This window comes from Paraburkholderia sp. (assembly GCF_050742655.1).
GTDB lineage: Bacteria > Pseudomonadota > Gammaproteobacteria > Burkholderiales > Burkholderiaceae > Paraburkholderia.
Genome location: NZ_JBOIGG010000001.1, coordinates 103,816 through 117,359 on the forward strand (window position 1 = coordinate 103,816; position 13,544 = coordinate 117,359).

At 64.9% G+C, this 13,544-nt stretch carries 14 protein-coding genes; 9 read left to right on the forward strand and 5 right to left on the reverse strand.

Going from position 1 to position 13,544, the window contains the following annotated elements; all coding sequences use genetic code 11:
- Nucleotides 1-112: 112 nt before the first annotated feature.
- Both hslV and hslU read left to right on the forward strand, forming a co-directional pair.
- A complete protein-coding gene (gene hslV / locus ACREXZ_RS00455) occupies nucleotides 113-649 on the forward strand; it encodes an ATP-dependent protease subunit HslV (protein ID WP_431762050.1) in 537 nt (178 codons plus the stop codon).
- A 9-nt stretch (nucleotides 650-658) separates the two neighbouring features.
- Nucleotides 659-2,002 carry an ATP-dependent protease ATPase subunit HslU gene (hslU, locus tag ACREXZ_RS00460; protein WP_431762051.1) on the forward strand — a complete coding sequence of 448 codons (1,344 nt, stop codon included), beginning with the start codon at nucleotides 659-661 and terminating at the stop codon, nucleotides 2,000-2,002.
- Nucleotides 2,003-2,065: 63 nt separating this feature from the next.
- Here the strand turns inward: hslU and ACREXZ_RS00465 are convergent, their stop codons facing one another.
- The 3 genes from ACREXZ_RS00465 to ACREXZ_RS00475 all read right to left on the reverse strand — a co-directional run bounded on the left by ACREXZ_RS00465 (nucleotide 2,066) and on the right by ACREXZ_RS00475 (nucleotide 4,454).
- Nucleotides 2,066-2,608, reverse strand: a complete 543-nt coding sequence (locus tag ACREXZ_RS00465; RefSeq protein ID WP_431762052.1) for a response regulator transcription factor — start codon at nucleotides 2,606-2,608, stop codon at nucleotides 2,066-2,068.
- Nucleotides 2,609-2,832: 224 nt separating this feature from the next.
- On the reverse strand, nucleotides 2,833-4,143 hold the full coding sequence (locus ACREXZ_RS00470) for an ATP-binding protein (RefSeq protein ID WP_431762053.1): 1,311 nt from the start codon (nucleotides 4,141-4,143) through the stop codon (nucleotides 2,833-2,835).
- Nucleotides 4,144-4,181: 38 nt separating this feature from the next.
- The gene (locus ACREXZ_RS00475; protein ID WP_431762054.1) at nucleotides 4,182-4,454 is read right to left on the reverse strand and encodes a cysteine-rich CWC family protein; all 273 of its coding nucleotides are present in this window, start codon (nucleotides 4,452-4,454) and stop codon (nucleotides 4,182-4,184) included.
- 221 nt (nucleotides 4,455-4,675) lie between these two features.
- Between ACREXZ_RS00475 and argB the strand changes: the two genes are divergently transcribed.
- The 7 genes from argB (at nucleotide 4,676) to ACREXZ_RS00510 (ending at nucleotide 11,699) form a co-directional block, all read left to right on the forward strand.
- The gene (argB, locus tag ACREXZ_RS00480; protein WP_431762055.1) at nucleotides 4,676-5,575 is read left to right on the forward strand and encodes an acetylglutamate kinase; all 900 of its coding nucleotides are present in this window, start codon (nucleotides 4,676-4,678) and stop codon (nucleotides 5,573-5,575) included.
- An 81-nt stretch (nucleotides 5,576-5,656) separates the two neighbouring features.
- Nucleotides 5,657-6,448 (forward strand): pyrimidine 5'-nucleotidase, encoded by a 792-nt coding sequence (locus ACREXZ_RS00485; protein WP_431762056.1) that lies wholly within the window; start codon nucleotides 5,657-5,659, stop codon nucleotides 6,446-6,448.
- The gene (slmA, locus tag ACREXZ_RS00490; RefSeq protein WP_431762057.1) at nucleotides 6,415-7,116 is read left to right on the forward strand and encodes a nucleoid occlusion factor SlmA; all 702 of its coding nucleotides are present in this window, start codon (nucleotides 6,415-6,417) and stop codon (nucleotides 7,114-7,116) included. Before ACREXZ_RS00485 ends, slmA begins: the two co-directional genes overlap by 34 nt.
- A 266-nt stretch (nucleotides 7,117-7,382) precedes the next feature.
- On the forward strand, nucleotides 7,383-8,528 hold the full coding sequence (metX, locus tag ACREXZ_RS00495; protein ID WP_431762058.1) for a homoserine O-succinyltransferase MetX: 1,146 nt from the start codon (nucleotides 7,383-7,385) through the stop codon (nucleotides 8,526-8,528).
- Nucleotides 8,525-9,139, forward strand: coding sequence for a methionine biosynthesis protein MetW (metW, locus tag ACREXZ_RS00500; RefSeq protein ID WP_431762059.1), 615 nt, complete (start codon nucleotides 8,525-8,527; stop codon nucleotides 9,137-9,139). Before metX ends, metW begins: the two co-directional genes overlap by 4 nt.
- A gap of 8 nt (nucleotides 9,140-9,147) precedes the next feature.
- Nucleotides 9,148-10,542: an AmpG family muropeptide MFS transporter gene (locus ACREXZ_RS00505; RefSeq protein ID WP_431762060.1), complete on the forward strand. Its 1,395-nt coding sequence runs from the start codon at nucleotides 9,148-9,150 to the stop codon at nucleotides 10,540-10,542.
- Nucleotides 10,524-11,699 (forward strand): M48 family metallopeptidase, encoded by a 1,176-nt coding sequence (locus ACREXZ_RS00510; RefSeq protein ID WP_431762061.1) that lies wholly within the window; start codon nucleotides 10,524-10,526, stop codon nucleotides 11,697-11,699. The genes ACREXZ_RS00505 and ACREXZ_RS00510 overlap by 19 nt, the downstream gene beginning before the upstream one ends.
- A 15-nt stretch (nucleotides 11,700-11,714) precedes the next feature.
- On the opposite strand, the gene ACREXZ_RS00515 is transcribed toward ACREXZ_RS00510, so the two are convergent.
- Complete coding sequence (locus tag ACREXZ_RS00515) at nucleotides 11,715-12,494, reverse strand: exodeoxyribonuclease III (RefSeq protein WP_431762062.1); 780 nt, start codon at nucleotides 12,492-12,494, stop codon at nucleotides 11,715-11,717.
- A gap of 61 nt (nucleotides 12,495-12,555) precedes the next feature.
- The gene (locus ACREXZ_RS00520; protein ID WP_431762063.1) at nucleotides 12,556-13,392 is read right to left on the reverse strand and encodes a PPK2 family polyphosphate kinase; all 837 of its coding nucleotides are present in this window, start codon (nucleotides 13,390-13,392) and stop codon (nucleotides 12,556-12,558) included.
- Between the last annotated feature and the right edge of the window lie 152 nt (nucleotides 13,393-13,544).

The window sequence follows — 13,544 nt, forward strand, 5'->3', positions numbered from 1 at the left end:
GCGTGCGCGGAGGGCCGCGCGGCGCCGTCCGCTGTTCCGCTCTGAGCAGCGGCCGCATTTCAGGATGGCGCGATGCGCCATCCGTCTTCCCCGTTTTGCAAAAGGAACGCAAATGGAGCAATTTCACGGCACGACGATCGTCTCCGTGCGACGCGGCGACAAGGTCGCGCTCGGCGGCGACGGTCAGGTCACGCTGGGCAACATCGTCATGAAAGGCGGTGCGAAGAAAGTCCGGCGCATCTACAACGGCCAGGTGCTGGTCGGTTTCGCCGGCGGCACCGCCGATGCGTTCTCGCTGCTCGACCGCTTCGAGGCGAAGCTCGAAAAGCATCAAGGCAACCTGACGCGCGCCGCCGTCGAACTCGCGAAAGACTGGCGCACCGACCGCATGCTGCGCCGGCTCGAGGCGATGCTGATCGCCGCCGACGCGCACACCACGCTCGTCCTCACCGGCAACGGCGACGTGCTCGATCCGGAAGGTGGCATCTGCGCGATCGGTTCGGGCGGCTCGTACGCGCAAGCCGCGGCGACAGCGCTCGCGGACAACACCGATCTTTCGCCGCGCGAGATCGTCGAGAAGGCGCTCGCAATCGCCGGCGACATGTGCATCTATACGAATCACAACCGCGTCATCGAGACGATCGAGTAAGGACCCACGATGAGCACCATGACTCCCGCCGAGATCGTCTCGGAACTCGACAAGCACATCATCGGCCAGGACCGCGCGAAGAAAGCCGTCGCGGTCGCGCTGCGCAATCGCTGGCGCCGTCAGCAGGTCGCCGATCCGCTGCGCCAGGAAATCACGCCGAAGAACATTCTGATGATCGGACCGACCGGCGTCGGCAAGACCGAAATCGCGCGGCGCCTCGCGAAGCTCGCCGACGCGCCGTTCATCAAGATCGAAGCGACCAAGTTCACCGAAGTCGGCTACGTGGGCCGCGACGTCGACAGCATCGTGCGCGATCTGATCGAAATCTCGGTGAAGCAGACGCGCGAAACCGAAATGCGCAAGGTCCGTTCGAAGGCACAGGACCAGGCTGAAGACCGCATCCTCGACATCCTGCTGCCGGGCGCGCGCCCGGTTGGCTTCGGCGCAGGCGCGCACGAGTCCAGCGGCAGCGACGACAACGCGACGCGTCAGACCTTCCGCAAGCGTCTGCGCGAAGGCCAGCTCGACGACAAGGAAATCGAACTCGACGTCGAACTGCCGCAGCCTGGTATGGACATCATGGGGCCGCCGGGCATGGAAGACATGACCGAGCAGATCCGCTCGATGTTCGCGAATATCGGCGGCGGCAAGAAGGCGCGCCGCAAGCTGAAGGTCAAGGAAGCGCTGAAGGTCCTGAGCGACGAAGAAGCGTCGAAGATGCTCAACGACGAGGAAGTAAAGACGAAGGCCGTGCAGAACGTCGAGCAGAACGGCATCGTGTTCCTCGACGAAATCGACAAGATCGCGTCGCGCAACGAAGCAGGCGGCGGCGAGGTGTCGCGGCAGGGCGTGCAGCGCGATTTGCTGCCACTCGTCGAAGGCACGACGATCAACACGAAGTACGGGATGGTGAAGACCGATCACATCCTGTTCATCGCGAGCGGCGCGTTCCATCTCGCGAAGCCGAGCGATCTGATTCCCGAACTGCAGGGCCGTTTCCCGATCCGCGTCGAACTGGATTCGCTGTCGGTGAAGGACTTCGAAGCGATTCTCGACGCCACCGACGCGAGTCTCGTCAAGCAATACCAGGCGCTGCTCGCAACCGAGGACGTGCACCTCGAATTCGCCGACGACGGCATCCGCCGACTCGCGGAGATCGCGTACTCGGTGAACGAGAAAACCGAGAACATCGGCGCGCGCCGGCTGTACACGGTGATCGAAAAGCTGCTCGAGGAAGTGTCGTTCTCGGCGGGCAATCATGCGGGTACGAGCGTCAAGATCGACGCCGGGTACGTGGATCGCGCGCTGAACGAAGTCGCGCAGGACGAAGACCTGTCGCGCTACGTGCTGTAAATACCCTGGCGTCTCGCTGCACGGTGCGGGCGGTCTTGCGAACATCGCAAGACCGCCCGTTTTTCATTGTTTGACCGGCCGCTTCGCGAGCTTGCGCTGCAGTGTGCGCCGATGCATGTTCAGCGCCCGCGCGGTCGCCGAGATATTGTTGCCGTTCTCAGCCAGCACGCGCTGGATGTGTTCCCACTCGAGCCGCGCGACCGACAGGGGCACCGGGTTCTCGATTGCCTCTTCCGCCTGCAACGCGCTCGCTTCGCTTTGCAGCGCCGACAGGATCGTCTCGACGTTCGCGGGTTTCGCGAGATAGTTGTCCGCACCGTCCTTCACTGCCTGCACGGCCGTCGCGATGCTCGCATAGCCAGTTAGCACGAGCATCCGTGCATCCGGCTGCAGTTCGCGCAGCGGCGCGACGAGCGTCAGGCCGGAATCGTCGCCGAGGTGCAGATCGATCGTGATCTGGCCGAACTTCTGCTGGTTCGCGAGACGGATTGCCTCGTTGGCGTTGTGCGCTTCGGCCACCGTGAAACCGCGCCGCGTGAGACCGCGGGCGAGGATGCCGGAGAACACTTCGTCGTCGTCGATTACCAGAAAATTGTTGTCACTCATGTGTGTTGCTCCTGTCGACCAGAGTTAGCGCTTTAGCGCTTACTCTGGTCCCATGCAAAGCTGTCGACCAGAGTTAGCGCTTTAGCGCTTACTCTGGTCCCATGCAAAGCTGTCGACCAGAGTTAGCGCTTTAGCTCTTACTCTGGTCCCATGTCGGAGTTGGCGCTTTAGCTGTCGACCAGAGTTCGCGCTTTAGCGCGCTACTCTGGTCCCACGCAGAGCGCTTACTCCGGCCCATTGGGGGGCGCCGCCACACGGCCTACCCCCGATAAATCACGTGCCACCACCGGCAGCCTCAGCACCGCGCGTGTGCCACGCGGTCTGATCCCGCGGGCGTCGGTCAGCTCGATCGATCCGCCCAGCCGCGCCGCCGCCGAAAATGCCAGATACAGCCCAACGCCCTGACCGCCCTGCGTGCTGTCGACCGGCATCGCGCCGAGCGACGTACGCATCGACGCCGGAATCCCAGGGCCCGCGTCACGTACCTCGAATTCGACGAAATCGCCGTGCGGCGTCGCGACCGCGGCAAGCGTCACGTCATCGCGACTCGCGCGCGCCGCATTGTCGAGCAGGATCGTCAGTATCTGGCCGGCCGCGACGGTATCGGCGAGCGTCGCGTCGACCGGTGGCGAACCCAGCAGTTGGAACGTCACGTGCGGATGACGCAGCCGCCATTGCTCCGCGAACGATTCAAGCCATTCCGCGACGGTCTGCCGGTTACCCGGCAGTTCGTGCGTCGCCGCGCGGCTGCGCAGCCGCGCAAGCGCCGACGTGCACAGCGTCATTTGCCGATCGAGCAGATCGAGGTCCGCGGAATAGAGCGCGAGGCCGGCGTCGCTACGCGCCGCGTCGCGCAGCTCTTCGGTCAGCATCGCAATGGTAGACAGCGGCGTGCCGATTTCGTGCGCGACCGTCGCGGCCTGCACGCCGAGCGCGACCGCGCGTTCGTCACGCAGCAAGCGCTGCTGCGCGTCGCCGAGCGCTGCGTCACGTTGACGCAGCGCTCGCGACATCCGCGCGACGAACCACGCGATCAGCCCGACGCTCACCATGAAATTCACCCACATGCCGGCACGGTAGTAGTCGAACAGGTTCGCGGGATTATCGAGATTCAGTGGCACCGAGTCGAAGCCGAGCACCGCGTAGCAGGCGACCGCGAACGCGGCGAGCCACAGCATCAGGTGCCACGGCAGCACCGCGGCCGCGATCGCGAGCGACGGCAGGTATAGCGACACGAACGGGTTGGTCGTGCCGCCCGACAGAAACAGCAGCGCCGACAGCGCGCCGAGGTCGACCCAGATCTGGCCGAACAGCTCGAGATTCGACTCGGGCTTTGCGCGCGCGACGCGCAGCCAGGTAAGCGCATTGAACAGCACTTCGAGCGCGATCACGAGCAGCATCGCGGGCAACGGCAAATGCACACCGATGAAAATCTGCACGAAGCCGATCGTGCCGAGCTGGCCGATGATGGCGAAGCTGCGCAGCCAGAAGAGATGGCTTAGATTGACGCGGCCTGTGTTGGTGGTGCGGTGCATGGCGTCAGTTTACATGGTGACACCGCACCGGACGCCGCTTATCGCACCGGGCCAGGTGTGTCGGACGCGGTCTGCGCGCGGGCGATCTCGTCGGCGAGGCACTCGGGACACAGGCACGCGCGACCGGGTACCAGACGTTCGGCAGGCAACGGGGGCATCGCGCGGCACCAGCACGGCGGCGTGTCGGACTGCTGGCCGGCTGCGGTTGTGACCCCGGCCGCGCGCATCGCGCAGTCGAAGGCGTGGCCGCAGCGCGGACAACGCCCGCTGGCGGCGGTAGTGGCGGGCGAACGGTGAGTCGACGGGTTCATGGCAAGACAGATCGATGACACGGGCAAGGCCGACCCGGCCATGATGCCACGCCCGCCGGCCGGCGGCATCGGTAGGGAAAAGCGGGCCAGCAGTCCGACATGGCGCAGTGCGGCAAGCGGCGCTGGAACACCCCCCGAAGCCACGTCGAAAACGCTGTTGCAGCGCGCCAGTCCTGTACAATTCGCCCTTGTTTAAACTGTCCGCGCCCGAGCCCGCCGCCATGTCCGAACTCCCCGATCTCTCGCAGATTGCGCCCACCCTGAAGGCCGAAATACTGGCCGAGGCGCTGCCCTACATCCGCCAGTATCACGGCAAGACCGTGGTGATCAAATACGGCGGCAACGCGATGACGGAAGAGCGGCTCAAGCAGGGCTTCGCGCGCGACGTGATCCTGCTGAAACTGGTCGGCATCAACCCGGTCATCGTGCACGGCGGCGGCCCGCAGATCGACCAGGCACTGAAGAAGATCGGCAAGCAGGGCACCTTCATTCAAGGCATGCGCGTCACCGACGAAGAGACGATGGAAGTCGTCGAGTGGGTGCTCGGCGGCGAAGTGCAGCAGGATATCGTCACGCTGATCAATCATTTCGGCGGCCACGCGGTGGGGCTCACGGGCAAGGACGGCGGCCTCATCCACGCGCGCAAGCTGCTGATGCCGGACCGCGACCACCCCGGTCAGTACATCGACATCGGCCAGGTCGGCGAGGTCGATTCGATCAATCCGGCGGTCGTGAAGGCGCTGCAGGACGACGCGTTCATTCCGGTGATCTCGCCGATCGGCTTCGGCGAAGACGGTCTGTCGTACAACATCAACGCCGACCTCGTCGCCGGCAAGCTCGCGGTGGTACTGAACGCCGAGAAGCTGGTGATGATGACCAACATCCCCGGCGTGATGGACAAGGAAGGCAACCTGCTGACCGATCTGTCGGCACGCGAGATCGATGCGCTATTCGCCGACGGCACGATCTCCGGCGGCATGCTGCCGAAAATCTCGTCGGCGCTCGACGCGGCGAAGAGCGGCGTGAATTCGGTGCACATCATCGACGGGCGCATCGAGCATTCGGTGCTGCTCGAAATCCTGACCGAGCAGCCGTTCGGCACGATGATCCGCTCGCACTGAGCGCATGCGTGGAGCGTCCCCGCGACGCTCCACCTCCGCGCCGATCTGCCGCACCCGCCTGCCTCCAACCGCCGATCCTTCATGCTCCCTTCCCGCCCGCGACGCAGTCGTCCCAAGATCGAAGCAGGTAGCCCCGTCTGGCTGTTCGACCTCGACAACACGCTGCACCATGCGTCGCATGCGATCTTCCCGGCGATCAACGATGCGATGACGCAGTACATCATCGACACGCTGCAGGTCGATCTCGACGAGGCGAACCGCCTGCGCTCCGGCTACAGCGTGCGTTACGGCGCAACGCTGCTCGGCCTCACGCGCCATCATCCGATCGATCCGCACGACTTCCTGAAAGTCGTCCACACGTTCCCCGACCTGCCCGCGATGCTGCGCAGCGAGCGCGGTCTGCCACGACTGCTCGCCGCGCTGCCCGGCCGCAAGATCGTGCTGACCAACGCGCCGGAAAACTATGCGCGTGCGGTGCTGAAGGAGCTGGGCATCGAGCGGCTGTTCGAGCGCGTGATCGCGCTCGAACACATGCAGCACGGCCGCCTGTGGCGCGCGAAGCCCGACCCGTCGATGTTGCGCCGGACGATGCGTGACGCGCACGTCGCGCTCGCCGACGCGATTCTCGTCGAAGATACCCGCAGCCATCTGAAAAACTACCGGCGACTCGGCATCCGCACCGTGTGGATCACCGGTCACCTCCCCGCACCGGCCCGGCCGGCGGGCATCCAGGCGCCGCTGCCGGGCACCGGCAGACCGCACTATGTCGACCGGTGCATTCGTTCGTTAAAATCGCTACGACTGGGCATCCGCTCCGGGCGACTGATGGGACGACGCACATGCAACCGATTCCCAAGCGTGACGAAGCCGTAACCGAAGACCCCGCCGCCGCAGTAGCCGGCGGCGGTGCGCGCACCGTGCGCCTGAAGCCCGGCGAGCGGCGCGTGCACATCCTGCAGATGCTCGCGACGATGCTCGAGGCACCGAAGAGCGAGAAGATCACCACCGCGGCGCTCGCCGCGCGGCTCGGGGTATCGGAGGCCGCGCTGTACCGGCATTTCGCCAGCAAGGCGCAGATGTTCGAAGGGCTGATCGAGTTCGTCGAGCAGACCATCTTCGGCCTGATCAACCAGATCGTCGCGAAAGAGCCGAACGGCGTGCTGCAGGCACGCTCGATCGCGCTGATGCTGCTCAACTTCGCCGCGAAGAATCCTGGCATGACCCGCGTGCTGACCGGCGAAGCGCTCGTCGGCGAGCACGAGCGGCTCACCGAACGCGTGAACCAGATGCTCGAACGCGTCGAGGCGTCGTTGAAGCAGTGCCTGCGGCTCGGGCTGATGGATTCCAACGCACAGGCTGCGCAGACGACGCAAGGCGATAAAGGCGCGCAGGTGCCGCTGCCCGCCGACTACGATCCCGCGGTGCGTGCGAGTCTGCTCGTCAGCTATATCGTCGGACGCTGGCACAGGTATGCACGCAGCGGCTTCACGCGTCAGCCCGACGAACACGCGGACGCGCAGCTGCGGCTGATCCTGCAATAGCCCCTGGAGGCCCACCGCCGACGCTGCCGCGCGCAATTTTCCGCTATACTTTGCGCTCGATTACGGTTCATCGGCATCGCCGATCCTCCGTAACAGCGCGCCGATTTGCTGACTCGATTGCGGGCGCGCGAACCAGCTGGGGTCTTGCTTGTATCAGGCCCGCGGTTCACTACAAATGCGGCTAAAGAGGTCGTCAGCCGCGCCAGCCGTTTCTTCTCCGCGCATCGCCGACGCCGTTTAGCCGCTCCTGTCAGAAGGCGGATTGAATGGAATCGATCGGGATCGTCGCTCCCCAGAAAATGCATTTCCCCGAGCCGCTGCTCATGCAGAACGGCCGCTCGCTCACGGGTTACGACCTGATGGTCGAAACCTACGGCACGCTCAACGCCGCGCGCAGCAATGCCGTGCTCGTCTGCCACGCGCTCAACGCATCGCATCACGTCGCGGGCGTCTATGCGGACGACCCGAAGGACGTCGGCTGGTGGGACAACATGGTCGGCCCGGGCAAACCGCTCGACACCGACCGCTTCTTCGTGATCGGCGTGAACAACCTCGGCTCGTGCTTCGGCTCGACCGGCCCGATGAGCCTCGACCCGGCGAACGGCGAACCGTACGGTGCGCGCTTTCCGGTCGTCACCGTCGAAGACTGGGTCAACGCGCAGGCCCGTGTCGCCGACGCGTTCGGCATCGAGTGCTTCGCCGCGGTGATGGGCGGCAGCCTCGGCGGCATGCAGGCGCTCGCGTGGAGCTTGATGTACCCGGCGCGCGTCGCGCACTGCATCGTCGTCGCGTCGACGCCGAAGCTGTCCGCGCAGAACATTGCGTTCAACGAGGTCGCGCGTTCGGCGATCCTGTCGGACCCGGACTTCCACGGCGGCAACTACTATGCACACGACGTGAAGCCGAAGCGTGGCCTGCGCGTCGCGCGGATGATCGGCCACATCACGTATCTGTCCGACGACGACATGGCCGCGAAATTCGGCCGCGCGCTGCGCCGCGCCGAGGGCGCGGAAGACGCATACAACTTCAACTTCGACGTCGAGTTCGAAGTGGAGTCGTATCTGCGCTATCAGGGCGACAAGTTCGCCGACTACTTCGACGCGAACACCTATCTGCTGATCACCCGCGCGCTCGATTACTTCGATCCCGCGAAGGCGTTCGACGGCGACCTCACCGCGGCGCTCGCGCACACCACGGCTAAATATCTGATCGCGAGCTTCGCGACCGACTGGCGTTTCGCGCCCGCGCGGTCGCGCGAACTCGTCAAGGCGCTGCTCGATCACAAGCGCCAGGTCACCTACGCGGAGATCGACGCGCCGCACGGCCACGACGCGTTCCTGCTCGACGACGCGCGCTATCACAACCTGATGCGCGCCTACTTTGAACGGATTGCCACCGAGGTGAACGCATGAACCAGCGCGCGCTCGACTATCTTGTGACACGCCCCGATTTTCGCGCGATCGCCCGCTGGGTCGAGCCGCGTTCGACGGTGCTCGATCTCGGCTGCGGCGACGGCTCACTGCTGTCGCTGCTGACCGAAGAACTCGAGGTCTCCGGCTACGGCATCGAAATCAACGATGCCGGCGTGCTCGCGTCGACGAAGAACGGCGTGAACGTGATCCAGCAGAATCTCGAAGACGGCCTGCGCCTGTTCGAGGACGGAAGCTTCGATTTCGCGATCCTGTCGCAAACTTTGCAGACCATCCACCAGACCGCGGCAATCCTGCGCGAGACGGTGCGGGTCGGCAAGGAATGCATCGTGTCGTTTCCGAATTTCGGCTACTGGGCGCATCGGCTGTCGGTGCTGCGCGGCCGGATGCCGGTGTCGAAGACACTGCCTTTTCAGTGGCACAACACGCCGAACGTGCGCGTGCTGACCATCAAGGATTTCGAGGCGCTGGCGCCGGAAGTCGGTATCGAAATTCTTGATCGCGCGGTGCTGCACGGCGGCCAGGCGGTGCGCTGGGGCGAGAACTGGCGTGGTAGTCTTGCGGTCTATCGCGTCAAGAAAAGCTCACGCTGACTCTCCTCATGTCGAACACGCCGCACGAGGCGCGCGCACTTACCGCACACGAAGAACATCCTGGCTGGCGCGCGTTTTTGAACACGCGCATGCTGATCTGCGTCTTTCTCGGCTTCACGTCGGGCCTGCCGCTTTTCACGCTCGTCTACCTGGTGCAGGCATGGCTGCGCTCCGAGGGCGTGAACCTCAAGGAGATCGGCCTGTTCGCGCTGATCCAGTTTCCGTACACGTGGAAATTCGTCTGGGCGCCGCTGATGGACCGCTACGTACCGCGGCTGCCGGGCTGGCGGCCGGGACGCCGGCGCGGCTGGATGCTGGTCACGCAGATCCTCGTCGCCGGCGCGATCGCGACACTCGGCTTCGTGTCGCCGCGCGAATCGATCTGGACCGTCGCCGCGCTCACCGCGCTGGTCGCATTCTTCGGCGCAAGCCAGGACATCGCGATCGACGCCTACCGGCGTGAACTGCTCAGCGACACGCAGCAGGGCCTCGGCAACGCTGTGCACGTGAACGCGTACAAGATCGCGGCACTGGTACCGGGCTCGCTCGCGCTGATCCTCTCCGACCATCTGCCGTGGACCACCGTGTTCATGGTCACCGCTGCATTCATGCTGCCCGGCATCGTGATGACGCTCGTCGTACGCGAACCCGAGGTGCACGGCGTACCGCCGAAGAACCTGCGCGCGGCGATCGTCGAGCCGTTCCGTGAATTCCTGCAGCGCGACGGCTGGCGCGGCGCGCTGCTCGTGCTCGGCTTCATCTTCCTGTACAAGCTCGGCGATGTGATGGCGACCACGCTGTCCACATCGTTCTTTCTCGACATCGGCTTCACGCGCACGCAGATCGGCGTGATCGCGAAAACGACCGCGTTCGGTGCGAGTCTCGCGGGCGGGATCATCGGCGGGATCTGGCTGATGCGCATTGGCATCGGCCGCGGGCTGTGGATTTTCGGCGTGCTACAGATGGTGTCGACGCTGGGCTTCGCGTGGCTCGCGCAGGTCGGACCGGCCTCGCCGGTACTCGGCACGCTGTATGGGTTCGCCGCATCGGCGGGAGCGGGGCTGACGAAGCTGCTCGCGCTCGTCGGGATTGGCTGGACCGTGCAGTTCGATGCGATGTCGGTCGCGCTCGCGCTCGTGTACGGCCTCGAAACCTTCGCGACCGGTCTCACGCTCGCCGCGTTCATCGCGTACATCGCGAGTACGACGGACCCGCGCTACACCGCGACACAGTTCGCGCTCTTCACGAGCCTGGCTTCCGTGCCGCGCACGCTCGCGTCGGCGGCAAGTGGCTACATCGTCGCGCAGATCGGCTGGTTCGATTACTTCATCGCGTGTACCGTGCTGGCGCTGCCGGGTATGCTACTTTTGTTCCGCATCGCCCCGTGGAGAACGCAGTCGTGACCGCGCTGTTTCCGCCGCGCGCGGCCGGAGCCCGGCCGTTGCCTCCTTCGTTGCGCGCCTCGTTGTGCCTCGCCGGCCGCCTGCGTGCTGCTGCGTGCGGCGTGCTGCATGCGGTGCTCGTACTCGCGCTAGTCATGCCGGTCGGTACTCCCACGGCATTCGCCGCCGATGCACCGTCTGCCTCACCGGCGACGTCCGCCGCAGCGCCGGCACCGGTTTCAGCGCCAGCCCTGCCGACGGCACAGCAGCAGCCGCCACCGCAGCCGGTCACCGCGCGCTCGCCAGCGCCCACATCGAGCCCGGCCGCCGCGAGCGCGCCATCAACCGCATCGGTGCCGACCTATCAAAGCAATCAGCAGATCCGCTACGGCGACGGCGCGGTGTTCCGCAATCTGATTCCGTCGCCGATGCTCGAAGGCCAGGCCGCCGACGAGTTCGACCAGATCGTGCACGGCGCCGAACACTCGAACCGTCTCTATGCGGACACTGACGCACGTGTGCGACGTGTGCGCGCGATCGTCGACAAGCTGATTCCGTATTCGCTCAAATGGAACGACCGCGCGAAGAACTGGAAATGGGACGTCGCGGTACTCCGCTCGCCCGACATCCGGATGTACTGTCTGCCGGGTGGCAAGATCGTGATCTATAGCGGGCTGCTCGATCGCGTGCGGCTCAACGACAACGAGCTCGGCATGCTGATCGGTCACGAGATCGCGCACGCGCTGCGCGAGCATGCGCGCGAGCGCCTCGGCGAGCAGCAGGCGGCGCAGTTCGGCACCGGCTCGATCCCGCAGCTGTTCGGTCTCGCCGACCTCGGCGTCGCGCCGCTCGGTATCGGCTCGCAACTGCTGGAAATGAAGTACGAGCGCACGGACGAAACCGAGGCCGACGTGATCGGCAGCGACATCGCGTCGCGGGCCGGCTACGATCCGCGCGCGGCGATCACGCTGTGGGACAAGCTCGCAGTCGCGACGCGCAGCAACCGCGATCAGGGCTTCATCTACGTGCACCCGTACACCCCGGCGCGGCGTCAGGACATCATGAAGCGCCTCGTGGACATGCTGCCGCTGTATGCGAAGGCGATCGGCAAGACGGTCGATGCGTTGCCCGATTACGCGGGCATCGGTCGACCACGGCGTGTGTCGACGCGCGACTAGCGGCCGCGGTTTAAATCAACGCGCGAGCTTGTGCGCGTAGTCGATTGTCAGCGGCGCGTGGTCGCTGAACTTGATGTCGCGGAAAACCTCGCAGCGCTTCGCCTTGCCGGCGATCTCCGGCGTCGCGATCTGGTAGTCGATCCGCCACCCGACGTTCTTCGCATACGCCTGCCCGCGATTGCTCCACCACGTGTACTGCTCGGGCCGCTGGTCGAGCGTGCGGAACACGTCCACGTAACCGACGTCGTCGAAAAGCTGCGTGAGCCACGCACGCTCTTCCGGCAGGCAACCCGAGTTCTTCTGGTTGCTCTTCCAGTTCTTGATGTCGATTTCCTTGTGGACGATATTCACGTCGCCGCACAGGATCACTTCACGCTCCTTCGAAAGCGCCGCGAGGTGCGGCATGAAGACGTCCATAAAGCGGTACTTGGCCTGCTGGCGCTCTTCGCCGCTCGACCCCGACGGCACGTACACCGACACCACCGACAGCTTGCCGAAACGCACTTCGACATAGCGGCCTTCCGCATCGAACTCTTCGCTGCCGAACCCGATCACGACTTCGTCCGGCTCGCGACGCGTGTAGACACCCGCGCCGCTGTAGCCCTTCTTCACCGCGTGCTGGAAGTAGCCGGTATAGCCGTGCGGCGCGAGAAACTCGGGCGTCATGTCCTCCTGCGAGCATTTGATTTCCTGCACGCAGACGACGTCGGCATCCTGCGTGCCGAACCAGTCGAAGAAACCCTTCTTCGCCGCGGAGCGGACGCCGTTCAGATTGGCGGTGATTACGCGCAACATGGTGTTCCTTTTTATTTTCCGGGGGGATCACAGGTGGAAGCGTCGGCCGTTACTTTTACTCTTACTCGACCTTCACGCCCTTCAGCGAGCTTTTCGCGGGCGGATAGTCGAGCTTCATCCGTTCGAACGTGCGCAGCAGCAGTTCCGCGACCATGACGTTGCGATGCGTCTTCGAATCGGCCGGAATCACGTACCACGGCGCAGTCGGCGTCGACGTCGCGGCGAGCAGATCGCGGTAGGCCGTCTGATACTTGTCCCACTGCTTGCGCGCCTCGAGATCGGAGACGTCGAATTTCCAATGTTTGGTCGGATCGTCGATGCGTGCCTGCAGCCGCGTGCGCTGCTCGTCCTTCGAGATGTGCAGCATGCACTTGACGATCGTCGTGCCACTGTCCGCAAGCAGCCCTTCGAATTCGCGGATGTGCTGGTAGCGCAACTCGCGCGCGTCGTCGTCGAGCTGGCCCAGCACCGTCGGTACGAGCACGTCTTCGTAGTGGCTGCGGTTGAAGACGGCCAATTCGCCGGCAGCTGGCGCGTGGGCATGCACGCGCCACAGAAAATCATGCGCGGCCTCGACCGGTGTCGGCGCCTTGAACGGCACGATGCGCAGGCCAAGCGGATCGACTTCGTGGAACACCGCGCGGATCGTGCCGTCCTTGCCGCTCGTGTCCATGCCCTGCAACACCAGCAGCACACGCTGCCGGTTCTGCGCGTGCAGACGCTCCTGCATCGGGTCGAGCTGTGTGCCGATCTCGGCGAGACGCTGCCGGTCTGCTTCCTTGTCGCCGGTCGAGAACGGTTTCGCGGTCGGATCGAAATCGGTCAGCGCGAATTTCGCGGCCTTCTTGCCGTCGAAATACGGCACGCGGAAATCGTCGAGCTCGGGATTTTTCGCCATGCAGTCGTCTCCATCCAGTGAGTTGCCCGCGTGCCCATTCGTGCACAAGCGATAAAACGAAACGGGCCGTTGCCCCGCCATGCGATCCGGCAACAGCCCGTCGCGTAGACGCTCGTCGCGGCGCAGACGCTCGCCGCGACCTACCGCGTCAC

What these genes read in the sequence shown, in the direction of transcription:
- hslV (WP_431762050.1), top strand. Translation starts at nt 113, where the DNA reads ATGGAGCAATTTCACGGCACGACGATCGTCTCCGTGCGACGCGGCGAC.
- hslU (WP_431762051.1), top strand. Translation starts at nt 659, where the DNA reads ATGAGCACCATGACTCCCGCCGAGATCGTCTCGGAACTCGACAAGCAC.
- ACREXZ_RS00465 (WP_431762052.1), bottom strand. Translation starts at nt 2,608, where the DNA reads ATGAGTGACAACAATTTTCTGGTAATCGACGACGACGAAGTGTTCTCC.
- ACREXZ_RS00470 (WP_431762053.1), bottom strand. Translation starts at nt 4,143, where the DNA reads ATGCACCGCACCACCAACACAGGCCGCGTCAATCTAAGCCATCTCTTC.
- ACREXZ_RS00475 (WP_431762054.1), bottom strand. Translation starts at nt 4,454, where the DNA reads ATGAACCCGTCGACTCACCGTTCGCCCGCCACTACCGCCGCCAGCGGG.
- argB (WP_431762055.1), top strand. Translation starts at nt 4,676, where the DNA reads ATGTCCGAACTCCCCGATCTCTCGCAGATTGCGCCCACCCTGAAGGCC.
- ACREXZ_RS00485 (WP_431762056.1), top strand. Translation starts at nt 5,657, where the DNA reads ATGCTCCCTTCCCGCCCGCGACGCAGTCGTCCCAAGATCGAAGCAGGT.
- slmA (WP_431762057.1), top strand. Translation starts at nt 6,415, where the DNA reads ATGCAACCGATTCCCAAGCGTGACGAAGCCGTAACCGAAGACCCCGCC.
- metX (WP_431762058.1), top strand. Translation starts at nt 7,383, where the DNA reads ATGGAATCGATCGGGATCGTCGCTCCCCAGAAAATGCATTTCCCCGAG.
- metW (WP_431762059.1), top strand. Translation starts at nt 8,525, where the DNA reads ATGAACCAGCGCGCGCTCGACTATCTTGTGACACGCCCCGATTTTCGC.
- ACREXZ_RS00505 (WP_431762060.1), top strand. Translation starts at nt 9,148, where the DNA reads ATGTCGAACACGCCGCACGAGGCGCGCGCACTTACCGCACACGAAGAA.
- ACREXZ_RS00515 (WP_431762062.1), bottom strand. Translation starts at nt 12,494, where the DNA reads ATGTTGCGCGTAATCACCGCCAATCTGAACGGCGTCCGCTCCGCGGCG.
- ACREXZ_RS00520 (WP_431762063.1), bottom strand. Translation starts at nt 13,392, where the DNA reads ATGGCGAAAAATCCCGAGCTCGACGATTTCCGCGTGCCGTATTTCGAC.